The sequence below is a fragment of the Streptomyces sp. NPDC093225 genome, from assembly GCF_044753805.1.
GTDB lineage: Bacteria > Actinomycetota > Actinomycetes > Streptomycetales > Streptomycetaceae > Streptomyces.
The window spans coordinates 138,132-150,911 of sequence record NZ_JBIVNX010000004.1 but is presented as its reverse complement, the minus strand read 5'-3'; the positions used below and the strand labels follow the sequence as shown (position 1 = coordinate 150,911).

Annotated in this window: 13 protein-coding genes; 2 read left to right on the top strand and 11 right to left on the bottom strand. The window is 73.1% G+C overall.

Annotated features, from left to right (window positions below):
• Positions 1 to 14: 14 nt before the first annotated feature.
• The 5 genes from ACIQCH_RS06375 to ACIQCH_RS06355 form a co-directional block, all read right to left on the bottom strand.
• Positions 15 to 701 carry a response regulator gene (locus ACIQCH_RS06375; protein WP_402578517.1) on the bottom strand — a complete coding sequence of 229 codons (687 nt, stop codon included), beginning with the start codon at positions 699 to 701 and terminating at the stop codon, positions 15 to 17.
• Positions 698 to 3,343, bottom strand: coding sequence for an ATP-binding protein (locus ACIQCH_RS06370; protein ID WP_402578515.1), 2,646 nt, complete (start codon positions 3,341 to 3,343; stop codon positions 698 to 700). Before ACIQCH_RS06370 ends, ACIQCH_RS06375 begins: the two co-directional genes overlap by 4 nt.
• Before the next feature lie 545 nt (positions 3,344 to 3,888).
• Entirely contained in the window at positions 3,889 to 4,668 is a 780-nt protein-coding gene (locus ACIQCH_RS06365; protein ID WP_402578513.1) for a DUF3710 domain-containing protein, read from the bottom strand.
• A gap of 1 nt (position 4,669) precedes the next feature.
• A complete protein-coding gene (gene dut, locus ACIQCH_RS06360) occupies positions 4,670 to 5,203 on the bottom strand; it encodes a dUTP diphosphatase (protein ID WP_030206143.1) in 534 nt (177 codons plus the stop codon).
• Complete coding sequence (locus tag ACIQCH_RS06355; protein WP_402578511.1) at positions 5,203 to 5,787, bottom strand: PaaI family thioesterase; 585 nt, start codon at positions 5,785 to 5,787, stop codon at positions 5,203 to 5,205. The genes dut and ACIQCH_RS06355 overlap by 1 nt, the downstream gene beginning before the upstream one ends.
• Before the next feature lie 58 nt (positions 5,788 to 5,845).
• Between ACIQCH_RS06355 and ACIQCH_RS06350 the strand changes: the two genes are divergently transcribed.
• Positions 5,846 to 6,307 carry a DUF3093 domain-containing protein gene (locus ACIQCH_RS06350; RefSeq protein WP_402578509.1) on the top strand — a complete coding sequence of 154 codons (462 nt, stop codon included), beginning with the start codon at positions 5,846 to 5,848 and terminating at the stop codon, positions 6,305 to 6,307.
• Between the two features lie 109 nt (positions 6,308 to 6,416).
• Here the strand turns inward: ACIQCH_RS06350 and ACIQCH_RS06345 are convergent, their stop codons facing one another.
• From ACIQCH_RS06345 to ACIQCH_RS06330, 4 genes are all read right to left on the bottom strand, one after another.
• Positions 6,417 to 7,370 carry a hypothetical protein gene (locus ACIQCH_RS06345; protein WP_402578507.1) on the bottom strand — a complete coding sequence of 318 codons (954 nt, stop codon included), beginning with the start codon at positions 7,368 to 7,370 and terminating at the stop codon, positions 6,417 to 6,419.
• Positions 7,371 to 7,377: 7 nt separating this feature from the next.
• Entirely contained in the window at positions 7,378 to 7,674 is a 297-nt protein-coding gene (locus ACIQCH_RS06340; RefSeq protein WP_030206121.1) for a DUF4193 domain-containing protein, read from the bottom strand.
• Between the two features lie 382 nt (positions 7,675 to 8,056).
• Positions 8,057 to 9,301, bottom strand: coding sequence for a sensor histidine kinase (locus ACIQCH_RS06335; RefSeq protein ID WP_402578504.1), 1,245 nt, complete (start codon positions 9,299 to 9,301; stop codon positions 8,057 to 8,059).
• A gap of 5 nt (positions 9,302 to 9,306) precedes the next feature.
• Positions 9,307 to 9,960: a response regulator transcription factor gene (locus tag ACIQCH_RS06330; protein ID WP_402578502.1), complete on the bottom strand. Its 654-nt coding sequence runs from the start codon at positions 9,958 to 9,960 to the stop codon at positions 9,307 to 9,309.
• 286 nt (positions 9,961 to 10,246) lie between these two features.
• Here ACIQCH_RS06330 and ACIQCH_RS06325 point away from each other — a divergent pair, with 286 nt between their 5' ends.
• Positions 10,247 to 10,414, top strand: coding sequence for a hypothetical protein (locus tag ACIQCH_RS06325; protein WP_402578500.1), 168 nt, complete (start codon positions 10,247 to 10,249; stop codon positions 10,412 to 10,414).
• Positions 10,415 to 10,579: 165 nt separating this feature from the next.
• Here the strand turns inward: ACIQCH_RS06325 and ACIQCH_RS06320 are convergent, their stop codons facing one another.
• Positions 10,580 to 11,383, bottom strand: a complete 804-nt coding sequence (locus tag ACIQCH_RS06320) for an inositol monophosphatase family protein (RefSeq protein ID WP_402578498.1) — start codon at positions 11,381 to 11,383, stop codon at positions 10,580 to 10,582.
• A gap of 91 nt (positions 11,384 to 11,474) precedes the next feature.
• Complete coding sequence (locus ACIQCH_RS06315; RefSeq protein WP_402578496.1) at positions 11,475 to 12,644, bottom strand: ferrochelatase; 1,170 nt, start codon at positions 12,642 to 12,644, stop codon at positions 11,475 to 11,477.
• Between the last annotated feature and the right edge of the window lie 136 nt (positions 12,645 to 12,780).

Genomic DNA, 12,780 nt, shown 5'->3' with positions numbered 1-12,780 from the left:
AGGCCGGGGACGGCTCACCGCTCGAAGCGGTACCCCATGCCCGGCTCGGTGATGAAGTGCCGCGGGTGCGAGGGGTCCGTCTCCAGCTTCCGGCGGAGCTGGGCCATGTAGACCCTCAGGTAGTTCGTCTCCGTGCCGTAGGAGGGCCCCCAGACCTCCTGGAGGAGCTGTTTCTGGCTGACCAGCCGGCCGCTGTTGCGGACCAGCACCTCCAGCAGGTGCCACTCGGTGGGGGTCAGCCGTACGTCCCGGCCGTCCCGGACGGCCTTCTTGGCGGCCAGGTCGACCGTGAAGCCCGCGGTCTCCACGAGCACCTCGTCCTCCCCCGACCCGGCCACCGGCTCGGCGCGGCGCACGGCGGCCCGCAGCCGGGCCAGCAGCTCGTCCATGCCGAAGGGCTTGGTGACGTAGTCGTCGGCCCCCGCGTCGAGCGCCTCGACCTTCTCGTCGGAGCTGTGCCGGGCGGACAGGACCAGGATCGGCACCCGGGTCCAGCCCCGCAGGCCCTTGATCACCTCGACCCCGTCCATGTCCGGCAGGCCGAGGTCGAGGACGACCACGTCGGGGTGGCGCGCGGCGGCCAGCTCCAGGGCGCCGGCCCCGTCGGCGGCCGCGTCGACCTCGTACTTGCGCGCCTTGAGGTTGATCACGAGCGCGCGGACGATCTGCGGCTCGTCGTCCACCACGAGCACCCGCGTCATCGGGGACCTGCTTCCTGTCGGATCTCGGCGGACCGGGCCGCGGTCGCGGCTCCGGCGGCGTTGCGGGCGGCGACGGCCGGCCCGGAACCGGGCACGGCCGTCGTGGCGGCCTCGGACGTCACGTACGGCGCGGGCGCCCGCGTGCCGCCGGCGGCGGGCAGCGACAGCACCATGGTCAGCCCGCCGCCCGGGGTGTCCTCGGCCGTGAGCGTGCCGCCGACGGCCTCGGTGAACCCGCGGGCGACGGCCAGCCCGAGGCCGACCCCGGCCCCGCGCGGGGCGTCCCCGTACCGCTGGAAGGGCTCGAAGATCCGCTCGCGCGCCTCCTCGGGGACGCCGGGCCCGCGATCGGCCACGCGCACCTCCACCCGGTCGCCGAGCACGCTGGCCGCGACGTGCACGGGCTGCCCTGCGGGGCTGTACTTGACGGCGTTCTCGACGACGTTGGCCACCGCCCGCTCCAGCAGCCCCGGGTCCACCGCCACCATGGGCAGGGTCTCGGGGACGTCCAGCTCGATGCTGCCCTCGGGTACGCCGCCCAGGGCCATCGGGACCACCTCGTCGAGGTCGGTCTCGCGGATCAGCGGGGTGACCGTGCCGGTGTTGAGGCGGGACATGTCCAGGAGGTTGCCGATCAGGTGCCCGAGGCGGTCCGCACCGTCCTCGATGCCCTCGAGGAGCTCGGCCCGGTCCTCCTCGGACCACTCGACGTCGTCGGAGCGCAGCGAGGACACCGACGCCTTGATGCCGGCGAGCGGGGTGCGCAGGTCGTGGCTGACGGCCGCGAGCAGCGCGGTGCGGATCCGGCCCACCTCCTCCAGCTCACGGGCCTTCGCGGCCTCGTCCAGCAGCCTGCTGCGGTCCAGGACGACCGCGGCCTGGGCGGCGAAGGCGCCGAGCACGCGCCGGTCCTCGGCGGGCAGCACGCGGCCGGTCAGGGCGAGGGCCAGGTGGTCGCCGACGGGCATGTCGGCGTCGGCGTCCTCGGGCCGGGTCGCGGGGGCGGGCCCGACGCTGCTGGCCCGGGTCCAGGGGTCCGTCTCGTCGGCCCGCTCCAGCAGGGCGACGGACTCCATGCCGAAGGTCTCCCGGACCCGCTCCAGCAGGGCGTCCAGGGTGGTCTCGCCGCGCAGCACGCTGCCGGCGAGGAACGAGAGGATCTCGGACTCGGCGCGCAGCCGGGCCGCCTGGTGGGTGCGCCGGGCGGCCAGGTCGACCACGGAGGCCACCGAGACGGCCACCGCGAAGAAGACCGCGATGGCGACGATGTTCTTCGGGTCGGCGACGGTCAGCCGGTGCACCGGCGGGGTGAAGAACCAGTTGAGCAGCAGCGAGCAGACGGCCGCCGAGGCCAGCGCCGGTGCCAGCCCGCCGAGCAGGGCCGCGGCCACGGTCAGGGCCAGGAAGAGCAGCATGTCGTTGGCGAGGCCGAGCTCGGTCTCGATCCGGGTGAGCAGCAGCGCGAGCAACACGGGCAGGGCCACGCCCACGCACCAGCCGGCGACGATCCGGGCGCGCCCCAGCCGGGCGGTGCGGGCGGCCGGCAGGCCGCGGCCCTTGGCCATGGCGTCGTGGGTGACGAGGTGCACGTCGAGGTCCGGCCCCGACTCGCGGGCCACGGTGGCGCTCACGCCGGGGCCGAAGACGTACTGCCAGGGCTTCCTGCGGCTGACGCCGAGGACTATCTGCGTGGCGTTGACACCGCGGGCGAACTCCAGCAGCGCGTCGGGGACGTCGTCGCCCACGACATGGTGAAACGTTCCTCCGAGGTCCTCGACCAGGGTGCGCTGGACGGCCAGCTCCTTGGGCGAGGCGGCGGTGAGCCCGTCGCCGCGGGCCACGTACACGGCGAGCACCTCCCCGCCGGCCCCCTTCTCGGCCAGCCGGGCGGCGCGCCGGATGAGCGTGCGGCCCTCCGGCCCGCCGGTCAGCCCCACGACGATCCGCTCGCGGGCCTGCCAGGTGGAGCGGATGTCGTGCTCGCCCCGGTACTGCTGGAGGTACTCGTCGACCCGGTCGGCCACCCACAGCAGAGCGAGCTCGCGCAGCGCGGTCAAGTTCCCGGGGCGGAAGTAGTTGGACAGCGCCGCGTCGACCTTGTCGGACCGGTAGACGTTGCCGTGGGCCATGCGGCGGCGCAGCGCCTGCGGCGACATGTCGACCAGTTCGATCTGGTCCGCCCGCCGCACCACCTCGTCCGGCACGGTCTCGCGCTGCCGCACCCCCGTGATGGACTCGACGACGTCGCCGAGCGACTCCAGGTGCTGGATGTTGACCGTGGTGACGACGTCGATGCCGGCCCGCAGGAGCTCCTCGACGTCCTGCCAGCGCTTGGTGTTGCGCGAGCCGGGCACGTTGGTGTGCGCGAGCTCGTCCACCAGCGCGACCGCCGGCCGCCGGGCCAGTACGGCGTCCACGTCCATCTCGGCGAACGCCGCGCCGCGGTACTCCAGCTCATGGCGCCGGAGCTGCTCCAGGCCGTGCAGGAGGACTTCGGTGCGCTGCCGGCCGTGGTGCTCGACGTACCCGACGACGACGTCGGTACCCCGCTCCTGGCGCCGGTGGCCCTCGGACAGCATCGCGAAGGTCTTGCCCACGCCGGGGGCCGCGCCGAGGTAGATCCGTAGCTTGCCGCGTGCCATGTCCCCATTGTCTTCCACGTCCGTGTGCGCACCGTGACCGGGCCACCGCTCACCGGGTCGGCGTCGGCCGCATTCCGACCCCTCCGAGCAAACCCCGGATGCGCACACCCGCCCGCCACTCTTGACGCCTCCCATACGCCCGGGACCTGCGCCTTGACACTTCCTTGACGCGGACGGGGCCCAGGAGATCCGGCATGCCGAACACAGGGAGTGCCGTCCCGTGGTGTGTGGGGGAGGCGCTTGACTTGGCATGGCAGGCTGGTCCGGAGGCAGGCCCGGGTCGGAGGTGGCCGAAGGCCAGGGCGAAGCCCCGAAGCCTCCGAGGTGGGCCTGCCGCAGGGCCTGCAGGCCATGCCAAGTCAAGCGCCGAGGGGACCCACACACCACGGGACGGCCCCACGAGCACCCACCGCAACCCACCGGCGGCCCGCACCGAAGTCCGCGCCCAACTCCGCACCGAACTCCGCACCGAACCCGACCGCACGAAACCCGATGGGCCGTACTCCGAACGAAGGAGTACGGCCCACCAGGGAAACCAATCGCGGTCAGCGGATCTCGGTGACCTCCGGCCCCCGCTCCAGCTGCCCCATGCCGCCCGAGAACCGGGAGTTCTCCTGGTCCTCGGTCTGCACGCCGTCCGGCACCATCTGCGCGTCGTTCGGCAGCTTCAGGACGATCGGGTCGCGGGGGGCCATCGGACCCTCGCCGCGCACGACGACCGTGTCACGGAAGATCTGCTCCAGCAGGCCGGCGGCCTCGGGCTGCACCGCGCCCTGCCCGGAGATCACACCGCGCAGGAACCAGCGCGGCCCGTCGACACCAACGAAGCGCACGAGCTGGGCGCCGCTGGCGCCGTTGGGCAGCTGTACGGGGACCTGCGCGCGCAGCTCCCAGCCCAGCGGGCCCTCGACCTCGTCGACGATGCCGCCCTGCTGCGTGATGCCGGTGGCGATCTCCTCGCGGACCTCGCCCCAGATGCCCTCCTTCTTGGGGGCGGCGAAGCCCTGCAGCTGGATCGCGCTGTCCCGCAGCACGACCGTCGCGGCGACGATCGCGTCGCCGGCGACCTCCACGCGGAGCTCCATGCCCTCGACACCGGGCACGAAGATGCCGCCCAGGTCGACCCGGCCCTCGGCGGGCGAGCCGACCTCACTGATGTCCCAGGGGCCGTCCGGCCGCGGGGCCGGCGGCAGGTTCACCCGGCGCTGCTCGCCCGTGGCGAGCCCGCCGAGCTCATCGGCGTCCTGGTCGACGCCGTCGACGACCTGCTCGGCCTCGCCCGCCACACTCTCGGCGGCGCTGCTCTTCTTGCGACGTCCGAACACGTCACTGTCCTTCCCGGTCGGATACGACCGAAGCGTAGCCATTCCCACCCTGCTGCCCAGCGCCGGATCCGGCCACGGCGGCATGACCGCCGGTCGACCCGAATCCCCCCTCGGCACGTGCCGAGCCGGGAAGTTCCGCCACCTCGTGGAAGCGCACCTTCTCGACCCGCTGGACGACCAGTTGGGCAATGCGGTCGAAACGCTCGAACCGCACGGGTTCACGCGGGTCGAGGTTCACCACAATCACCTTGATCTCCCCACGGTACCCGGCATCCACCGTCCCCGGGGCATTCACGAGGGCGAGCCCGCAGCGGGCCGCCAGGCCCGAGCGGGGGTGCACGAACGCGGCGTACCCGTCCGGCAGGGCGATCGCGACGCCGGTGGGCAGCACGGCGCGCTCGCCGGGGGCCAGCTCGGCGGCCTCGGTGGTGACGAGGTCGCAGCCGGCGTCGCCGGGGTGACCGTACGCGGGGAGGGGCACCTCGGGGTCGACGCGCCTGATCAGGACGTCGACCGGGGCGTGGTTCTGGGACATCAGGGGTTCACCTCGAAGGCGCGGGCGCGCCTGACCTGGTCCGGGTCGGACATGGCCGCCCGGATCTCCTCGGGCCGACCGTTCTCGATGAAGTGGTCGACCTTGACCTCGATGAAGAGCGCGTCGGCGCGGACGGCCACCGGGCCCTCCGGGCCGCCTATCCGGCCGACCGCCGTGGAGTAGATCTTCCGCCCCGCGACCGCCGTGACCTCTGCCTCGAGGTGGAGGACGGTGTCCACCGGCACCGGCCGGACGAAGTCGGTCTCCAGTCGCCCGGTCACGGCGATGACGCGCAGCAGCCAGTTCAGGGAGCCCAGCGTGTCGTCGAGGGCCGTGGCCAGCACGCCGCCGTGCGCGAGGCCGGGGGCGCCCTGGTGGGCGGGCCTGACGGTGAACTCGGCGGTGACCCGTACGCCCTGCCCGGCCCGGGCCTGCAGGTGCAGCCCGTGGGGCTGGCCCCCGCCACAGCCGAAACAGTGGTCGTAGTGGGCACCGAGGAGCTCGCCGGGGGCGGGCGCGTCAGGGTGCCGCACCGGCGCGACGGCGTCGGCCGGGGGCGTCAGGGCTGTGTTTCGTCCACTCACAGGCGCAGACCTTACCCGCGCGGCTACCCGCCGGTCGCCCCGTGCCAAGCTAGGAACCATGCAGCTCTCCGCCTCCTCGCACGACGAACGCCTGACGGCCCCCCGTTCCTGGTGGGTGATCGCCGTCATGGTCGGCCTCGCATGCGCCCTGATGCTGCTCCCGCTGGGCACGGCGGCGCTGCTGGGCGGCCTGGTGGGCGGCACGGCCCTGGCGGGGGCGCTGGTGAGCTCGTACGGGTCCGCGCGCGTACGCGTGGTGGGCGGTGCCCTGGCGGCCGGCGAGGCCCGCATCCCGGTGACGGCGCTGGGCGATCCGGAGGTGCTGGACGCTGAGGAGGCCCGCGCCTGGCGCACGTACAAGGCCGACCCGCGCGCCTTCATGCTGCTGCGCGGCTACGTCCCCACGGCGCTCCGCGTCGAGGTCACCGACCCGGCCGACCCGACCCCGTACGTCTACGTCTCCACGCGCGAACCGCATGCCCTGGCAGCAGCCCTGAAGGCGGCCGGCGCAGGCGCCTGAGGCAACCACCGGGGCGGCGCTGCCGCGTCGTCACGGTCCCAAGGGTCGGATCCGGCCCCGCGGGCGTTCGCGGCGCGGGGTCCGGTGGCGGCGTCCCGGAAGAGGGTGGTCAGCCCTCGGAGCCGGGCCCCAGCGCATGCGGGTTGTGCCCCCACGGCAGCTCGTCCGCGGGCCGGTCGAGCGGCGGCAACCGGGTCAGGGCCTCCCACGGCACCGCACGGCGCCGCAGATCTCCGCGCACCTTCTCCGCGAGCTTCCTGGTGTCGCGCCGGTTCATCACGGCGCCGACCGCCGCACCGACCATGAAGGGCAGCAGGTTCGGAAGGTTCCGCACCAGCCGCTTCGTGATCTGCTGGCGCAGCTCGCGCTTGAGCTGTCCGCCCAGCGCGGCGTTCACCGTGATCGGCTTGGTGACGTCGATGCCGCGCTCCTCGGACCACGACGCGACGTAGAACATGCTGCGGGCCCCGAGGTTGCCCGGCGGGCGCAGCCCGTAGACCTCGTGCAGTTCGGCGACCAGCTTGAGCTCGATCGCGGCCACCCCGGTGATCTCGGCCGCGAGCTCGAACGGCATGGCGGGCGGGGTGGGCAGCGCGGCCGCCGCCCCGATCCCGGCACCCACCGTGGAGGTGGCGTTCACGGCACCGGCGATCAGCTTGTCGGCCAGCTGGTCCGGGCCGAGCCCGGGATACTGCGCGCGCAGCGTCGCGAGGTCGCGCACGGGCACGCGCGGGGCGATCTCGATGATGCGGTCCGCGAGGTAGTCCAGGGCGGCGCGAGCCGCTGCTCCGCCCTTGCGGACCCCTTTGCGGACGTACGTCAGCGAGCCGGCCGACTTCGCCGTGCCCGCGGACGTCGCGGCCTTGACGGACGCGCGCAGGCGACGGGCCCCGGTCGCGGGCCGGGGCTCCGCGTCGGCCGTACCGCCGGCCGGGAGCGATGCGGAGGGCACGACGGAAGACTGGGGATCCGTCTCCGGACCCGGGTCTGCCTCGTACGCCTCCGCCGGACCCTGCTGCCCGCGGAAGCGGAAGCGCTTCCGCGACGGCGTCGAGCCTGCCACGGCGAGGTCAGTCGCAGTCGCGGCAGATCGGCTGGCCGTTCTTCTCGCGCGCCAGCTGGCTGCGGTGGTGGACCAGGAAGCAGCTCATGCAGGTGAACTCGTCCGCCTGCTTGGGCAGCACGCGGACTGCCAGCTCCTCGTTGGAAAGGTCCGCGCCCGGGAGCTCCATGCCCTCGGCGGCATCGAAGTCGTCCATCTCGATGGCCGAGCTGGACTTGTCGCTGCGCCGAGCCTTCAGCTCTTCGATGCTGTCGTTGTCGACGTCGTCGTCGGTCTTGCGTGGGGTGTCGTAGTCCGTTGCCATATTCGCTCTCCCCCTCTGGGTGGTTGCGGTGTCTCAGCGCACGTAACGCGCGAGAGGCCGGACTTGTGCCCGACCTGAGGCGGAGATTTTGCCTCACATCAAGGTCTGTTACTCAATCGACACCCAGCCGCGCCCCTGAAGAGGCGACGGGCCTGGATGTCGAGCCGGACCGTACACGGTCCCGGGGTCGCCCCGCATCGGTGCCACCCCGTGTATTTCCCGCCATTCGGGGGGTCGGAAACCCGGACTTTCCCGGGCTTTCCGACCCCCTGAGGGTCACTGAACGTACAGGACCCGGCACGGCACAATGTGATCGATCACACATAAATCGGCCACGGGTCGGACCCACCGATTTCGCCCACGGCGAACACCGACCCCTCCCTCAGATGGGGAGCGTGACACGCATCACCAGGCCACCGCCCTCCCGAGGCTCCGCATGGATCCGGCCACCGTGCGCCCGCGCCACCGAGCGCGCGATGGACAGCCCGAGGCCGACGCCCTTGTCGCTGCCCGTACGCTCGGTGCGCAGTCGCCGGAAGGGTTCGAAGAGGTTGTCGATCTCGTACGCGGGAACCACGGGACCCGTGTTCGACACCACGAGCACCGCCTGGCCGTGCTGCGCCTCGGTGGTCACCTCGACCCAGCCGCCCTCCGGAACGTTGTACCGGACGGCGTTCTGGACCAGGTTCAGGGCGATCCGCTCCAGCAGGACGCCGTTGCCCTGGACGACCGCCAGGGCGCGTTCGCCGCGGATCTCCACGCCCTTGACGTCGGCCTCGGAGCGCGCCTGGTCGATGGCCCGGGAGGCCACCTCCGCCAGGTCCACGGGCTTGCGCTCGACGATCTGGTTCTCGCTGCGGGCGAGCAGCAGCAGGCCCTCCACGAGCTGCTCGCTGCGCTCGTTGGTGGCCAGCAGCGTCCTGCCCAGCTGCTGGAGCTCCACCGGGGCACCCGGGTCCGACAGGTGGACCTCGAGCAGCGTCCGGTTGATGGCCAGCGGCGTGCGCAGCTCGTGCGAGGCGTTGCCGACGAACCGCTGCTGCGCCGTGAAGGCCCGCTCCAGCCGGTCGAGCATCTCGTCGAAGGTGTCGGCGAGCTCCTTGAGCTCGTCGTCCGGGCCGTCCAGCTCGATGCGCCGGCTCAGGTCGGAGCCGACCACCCGCCGGGCGGTCCGGGTGATCTTGCCGAGCGGCGAGAGCACCCGTCCGGCCATGGCGTAGCCGAAGGCGAAGGCGATGATGCTCAGGCCCAGCAGGGCCATCAGGGAGCGGCTCAGCAGGTCGTCCAGGACCCGCTTCTTCTGCTGGTCCATGCAGGCCGAGATGGCCTGGTTGAACTGGTCGATGGTCTGGTCGCCGCCCACTCCGGGGCAGGTCGCGCTGGTGACCTCGATCTTCTGACCCCCCACGATCTTGAACAGCGGGAAGCTGCCCCCGTGCACGGCCTGGGCCGCGAGCAGGTAGATGATCGACAGCAGCAGGATGCCGGCGATCAGGAACATCCCGCCGTACAGCAGGGTCAGCCGTATCCGGATCGTCGGCCGCAGCCAAGGGAAGGGACCCTCGGGCTGGCCGGGGTCCCACGTGGGTTTCGGAGGTGCCGCAGGGGGCGGCGGGGTCTGGGCCACCGGGGTCAGATCCGGTAGCCGGAGCCCGGCACGGTCACGATGACCGGCGGCTCGCCGAGTTTGCGGCGCAGGGTCATGACGGTGACGCGGACCACGTTGGTGAAGGGGTCCGTGTTCTCGTCCCAGGCCTTCTCCAGCAGCTGCTCGGCCGACACGACCGTGCCCTCGCTACGCATGAGGACCTCCAGCACCGCGAACTCCTTGGGGGCCAGCTGCACCTCGCGGCCGTCGCGGAACACCTCGCGGCGGTTGGGGTCGAGCTTGATCCCGGCGCGCTCCAGTACGGGCGGCAGGGCCACGGTCGTACGCCGGCCCAGCGCCCGCACGCGGGCGGTGAGCTCGGCGAAGGCGAAGGGCTTGGGCAGGTAGTCGTCCGCCCCGAGCTCCAGGCCCTCCACGCGGTCGCTGACGTCGCCGGAGGCGGTCAGCATCAGGACGCGCGTGGGCATGCCGAGCTCCACGATCTTGCGGCAGACGTCGTCACCGTGCACGAGGGGGAGGTCCCGGTCGAGCACGACCACGTCGTAGTCGTTGACGCCGACGCGCTCCAGTGCGGCCGCGCCGTCGTACACGACGTCGACGGCCATGGCCTCCCGGCGCAGTCCGGTGGCCACCGCATCGGCGAGCAGCTGCTCGTCCTCGACGACGAGTACGCGCACGTCGATTTCCTTCCTCATGGGCCCGTACGGGCAGGGGTGTGTGCCCGTCCATCCTGCACTTTTCCCCGGTAAACCGGCTGTAAGACGCCAATCGCGGGGGCCGGGGGGCCACGGAGCCGGGGATTCACCGGCCTCGCGAGGTTTCTGGGTTACGGGTGACGGGGAGGAGGGTGTCACACCCTCGATCACCCTCGACCGCGGAGACCCGCGTGTCCGGGTGGTCGGCGGCACCCACCCCCGGCACCCCCGTGCCAACCGACCCCGACCCACGAAGAGGGGGCGCACCATGGACGCATTCACCGCAGGTCTTCTGCAGCGCATCAAGACCACGGAGTTCGGCCTCACGCGGGCGCGCGAGACGGGCGACGAGTTCCTCGTCGAAGTCGAGCAGGCAGAGCTGGACGATCTGCATCGCCTCGCCGCCGAGCACGGAGTGGAGGTCAGCGCCGCCTAGGCGCGACGAGCGCCGTCCAGGACGGCGTGACCGCACGTGTGAAGGGCCCCGGTGCCGCCCAGGCACCGGGGCCCTTCCCGGTCCTGCCGGGCTCCGTGGGGTCCCCTGAGGAGCCCCGGTCCATCGAGCCCCGGGTCTCCCGGCCCCGCGGGGCCGGGAGAAGGGTCAGTCGTGCCAGGCGCCGGCCTCGTCCAGGAAGCGCTGGAGCGGCTCGAAGACGGCGGGCGTGGCGGCGACCGCCAGCTCGCCGGACGGCGGCGTGCCGGGCCGCCCGCCGGTGAGCGCACCGGCCTCGCGCGCGACGAGGTCGCCGGCGGCGAGGTCCCAGGGGTTCAGCCCCCGCTCGTAGTAGCCGTCCAGCCGCCCGGCCGCCACGTCGCACAGGTCGATCGCCGCCGACCCGCTCCGCCGGACGTCCCGCACGAGGGGGATCAGCCGCCCGGCGACCTCGGCCTGGTGCGCGCGCACGGTCTGCACGTAGTTGAAGCCGGTGGCGACCAGTGCCTGCTCCAGCGGCGCCGGCTCCCGGCAGCGCAGCGGCCCGCCGCCGGCCAGCCAGGCCCCGCCGCCCAGCACCGCGTGGTACGTCTCTCCGCGCATCGGCGCCGCGACCACCCCGACCACCGTCTCGCCGTGGTACTCGGCGGCGATCGAGACGGCCCAGGACGGCAGGCCGTAGAGGTAGTTCACGGTCCCGTCCAGCGGGTCCACCACCCACCGCACCCCGCTGGTGCCCTCGCTGCTGGCGCCCTCCTCGCCCAGGAAGCCGTCGTCGGGCCGGTGGGCGGCCAGGTAGTCGGTGATCAGCTTCTCGGCGGCGATGTCCATCTCGGTCACCACGTCGATCGGACTGGACTTGACGGCGGCCACCCCGAGGTCGGCGGGCCGCCCGTCGCGCAGCAGCTCCCCGGCCCGCTTGGCGGCCTCCAGGGCGAACCCGAGCAGTTCGGTCTTCAGCGGGTCGGTCACGGCACTCCTCGGGCGCGCGGGCGGTCTCGGCGGGGCGGCCCCGGACGGGGGGCCGACGGTTCGCGTGGGGGGCAGGGCTGGGGGTGCGGAATCAGGCGAACGGGCTGTCCGCGCCCGCCGCCGCGGGCCGCGGGGCGCGCGCCGGACAGCAGCCCACCGCGCACAGGTCGTGGCTCGCCCCCAGCATGCCCACCCAGCACCGCTCCACGGGCTCGCCGCGCTCGACCGCGGCCCGCTCCAGCACCAGCTCGCGCACCGCTGCGGCGAAGCGCGGGTCGGCCCCGACGGTGGCCGAGCGGGCGGCCGGCAGGCCCAGCTCGGCCGCCTTGGCCGTGGCCTCGGTGTCAAGGTCGTACATGACCTCCATGTGGTCGGAGACGAAGCCGATGGGGACCATCACCACGGCCGGGGCGCCGGCCCCGTGCAGGGCCTCCAGGTGGTCGCAGACGTCCGGTTCCAGCCACGGGACGTGCGGGGCGCCGCTGCGCGACTGGTAGACCAGCTGCCACGGGTGCCGCGCGCCGGTGCGTACGGCGACCTCGTCGGCGATCAACTCCGCGACGTCCAGGTGCTGCTTGACGTACGCGCCGCCCGCGCCGCCGCGGGTGTGGTCCTCGACCGGCCCGGAGGCGTCGGCCGCGGCGGTCGGGATCGAGTGCGTGGTGAAGGCCAGGTGGGCGTTCCCGCGGACGTCCGCGGGCAGCGACTCCAGGGCGGCGACCACCCCGTCGGTCATCGGGTCGACGAAGCCGGGGTGGTTGAAGTAGTGCCGCAGCTTGTCCACCCGGGGCGGCTCCAGCCCCTCCTCGACGAGGGTGGCCAGGGCGTCGGCCAGGTTCTCGCGGTACTGGCGGCAGCCCGAGTACGAGGCGTACGCGCTGGTCGCGAGCACGGCGATGCGGCGGTGGCCGGCCACCGCCATCTCGCGCAGGGTGTCCGTCAGGTAGGGCGCCCAGTTGCGGTTGCCCCAGAAGACCGGCAGGTCCAGGCCGTGCTCGGCGAAGTCCTTGCGCAGGGCGTCGAGGAGCTGCCGGTTCTGCTCGTTGATGGGGCTGACGCCGCCGAAGCCGAAGTAGTGCTGCCCGACCTCTTTGAGGCGCTCGCGCGGGATGCCCCGGCCGCGGGTGACGTTCTCCAGGAAGGGGACCACGTCGTCGGGGCCCTCGGGGCCGCCGAAGGACAGCAGCAGGAGGGCGTCGTAGGGGCCGGCGTCGGGGCGGGCCGCGGCTCCGGTTTCGGGCTGAGCGAGCTGGTCTGGCATGTCCCGAATCCTGCCACCCGGGCCGGACGGCGGGTAACCGCGGCCGCGCGGGTCTCGGGTGATGGACCGCCACCACTCGTAGGTTAGGTTTACCTAAGTCCGTACTGCGGATAACCCCCTGCGGGCAGGACCTACC

Coding starts and splice junctions, on each gene's coding strand:
- ACIQCH_RS06350 (WP_402578509.1), top strand. CDS start 5,846: ATGCAGCTCTCCGCCTCCTCGCACGACGAACGCCTGACGGCCCCCCGT.
- ACIQCH_RS06315 (WP_402578496.1), bottom strand. CDS start 12,644: ATGCCAGACCAGCTCGCTCAGCCCGAAACCGGAGCCGCGGCCCGCCCC.
- ACIQCH_RS06375 (WP_402578517.1), bottom strand. CDS start 701: ATGACGCGGGTGCTCGTGGTGGACGACGAGCCGCAGATCGTCCGCGCG.
- ACIQCH_RS06340 (WP_030206121.1), bottom strand. CDS start 7,674: ATGGCAACGGACTACGACACCCCACGCAAGACCGACGACGACGTCGAC.
- ACIQCH_RS06370 (WP_402578515.1), bottom strand. CDS start 3,343: ATGGCACGCGGCAAGCTACGGATCTACCTCGGCGCGGCCCCCGGCGTG.
- ACIQCH_RS06325 (WP_402578500.1), top strand. CDS start 10,247: ATGGACGCATTCACCGCAGGTCTTCTGCAGCGCATCAAGACCACGGAG.
- dut (WP_030206143.1), bottom strand. CDS start 5,203: ATGTCCCAGAACCACGCCCCGGTCGACGTCCTGATCAGGCGCGTCGAC.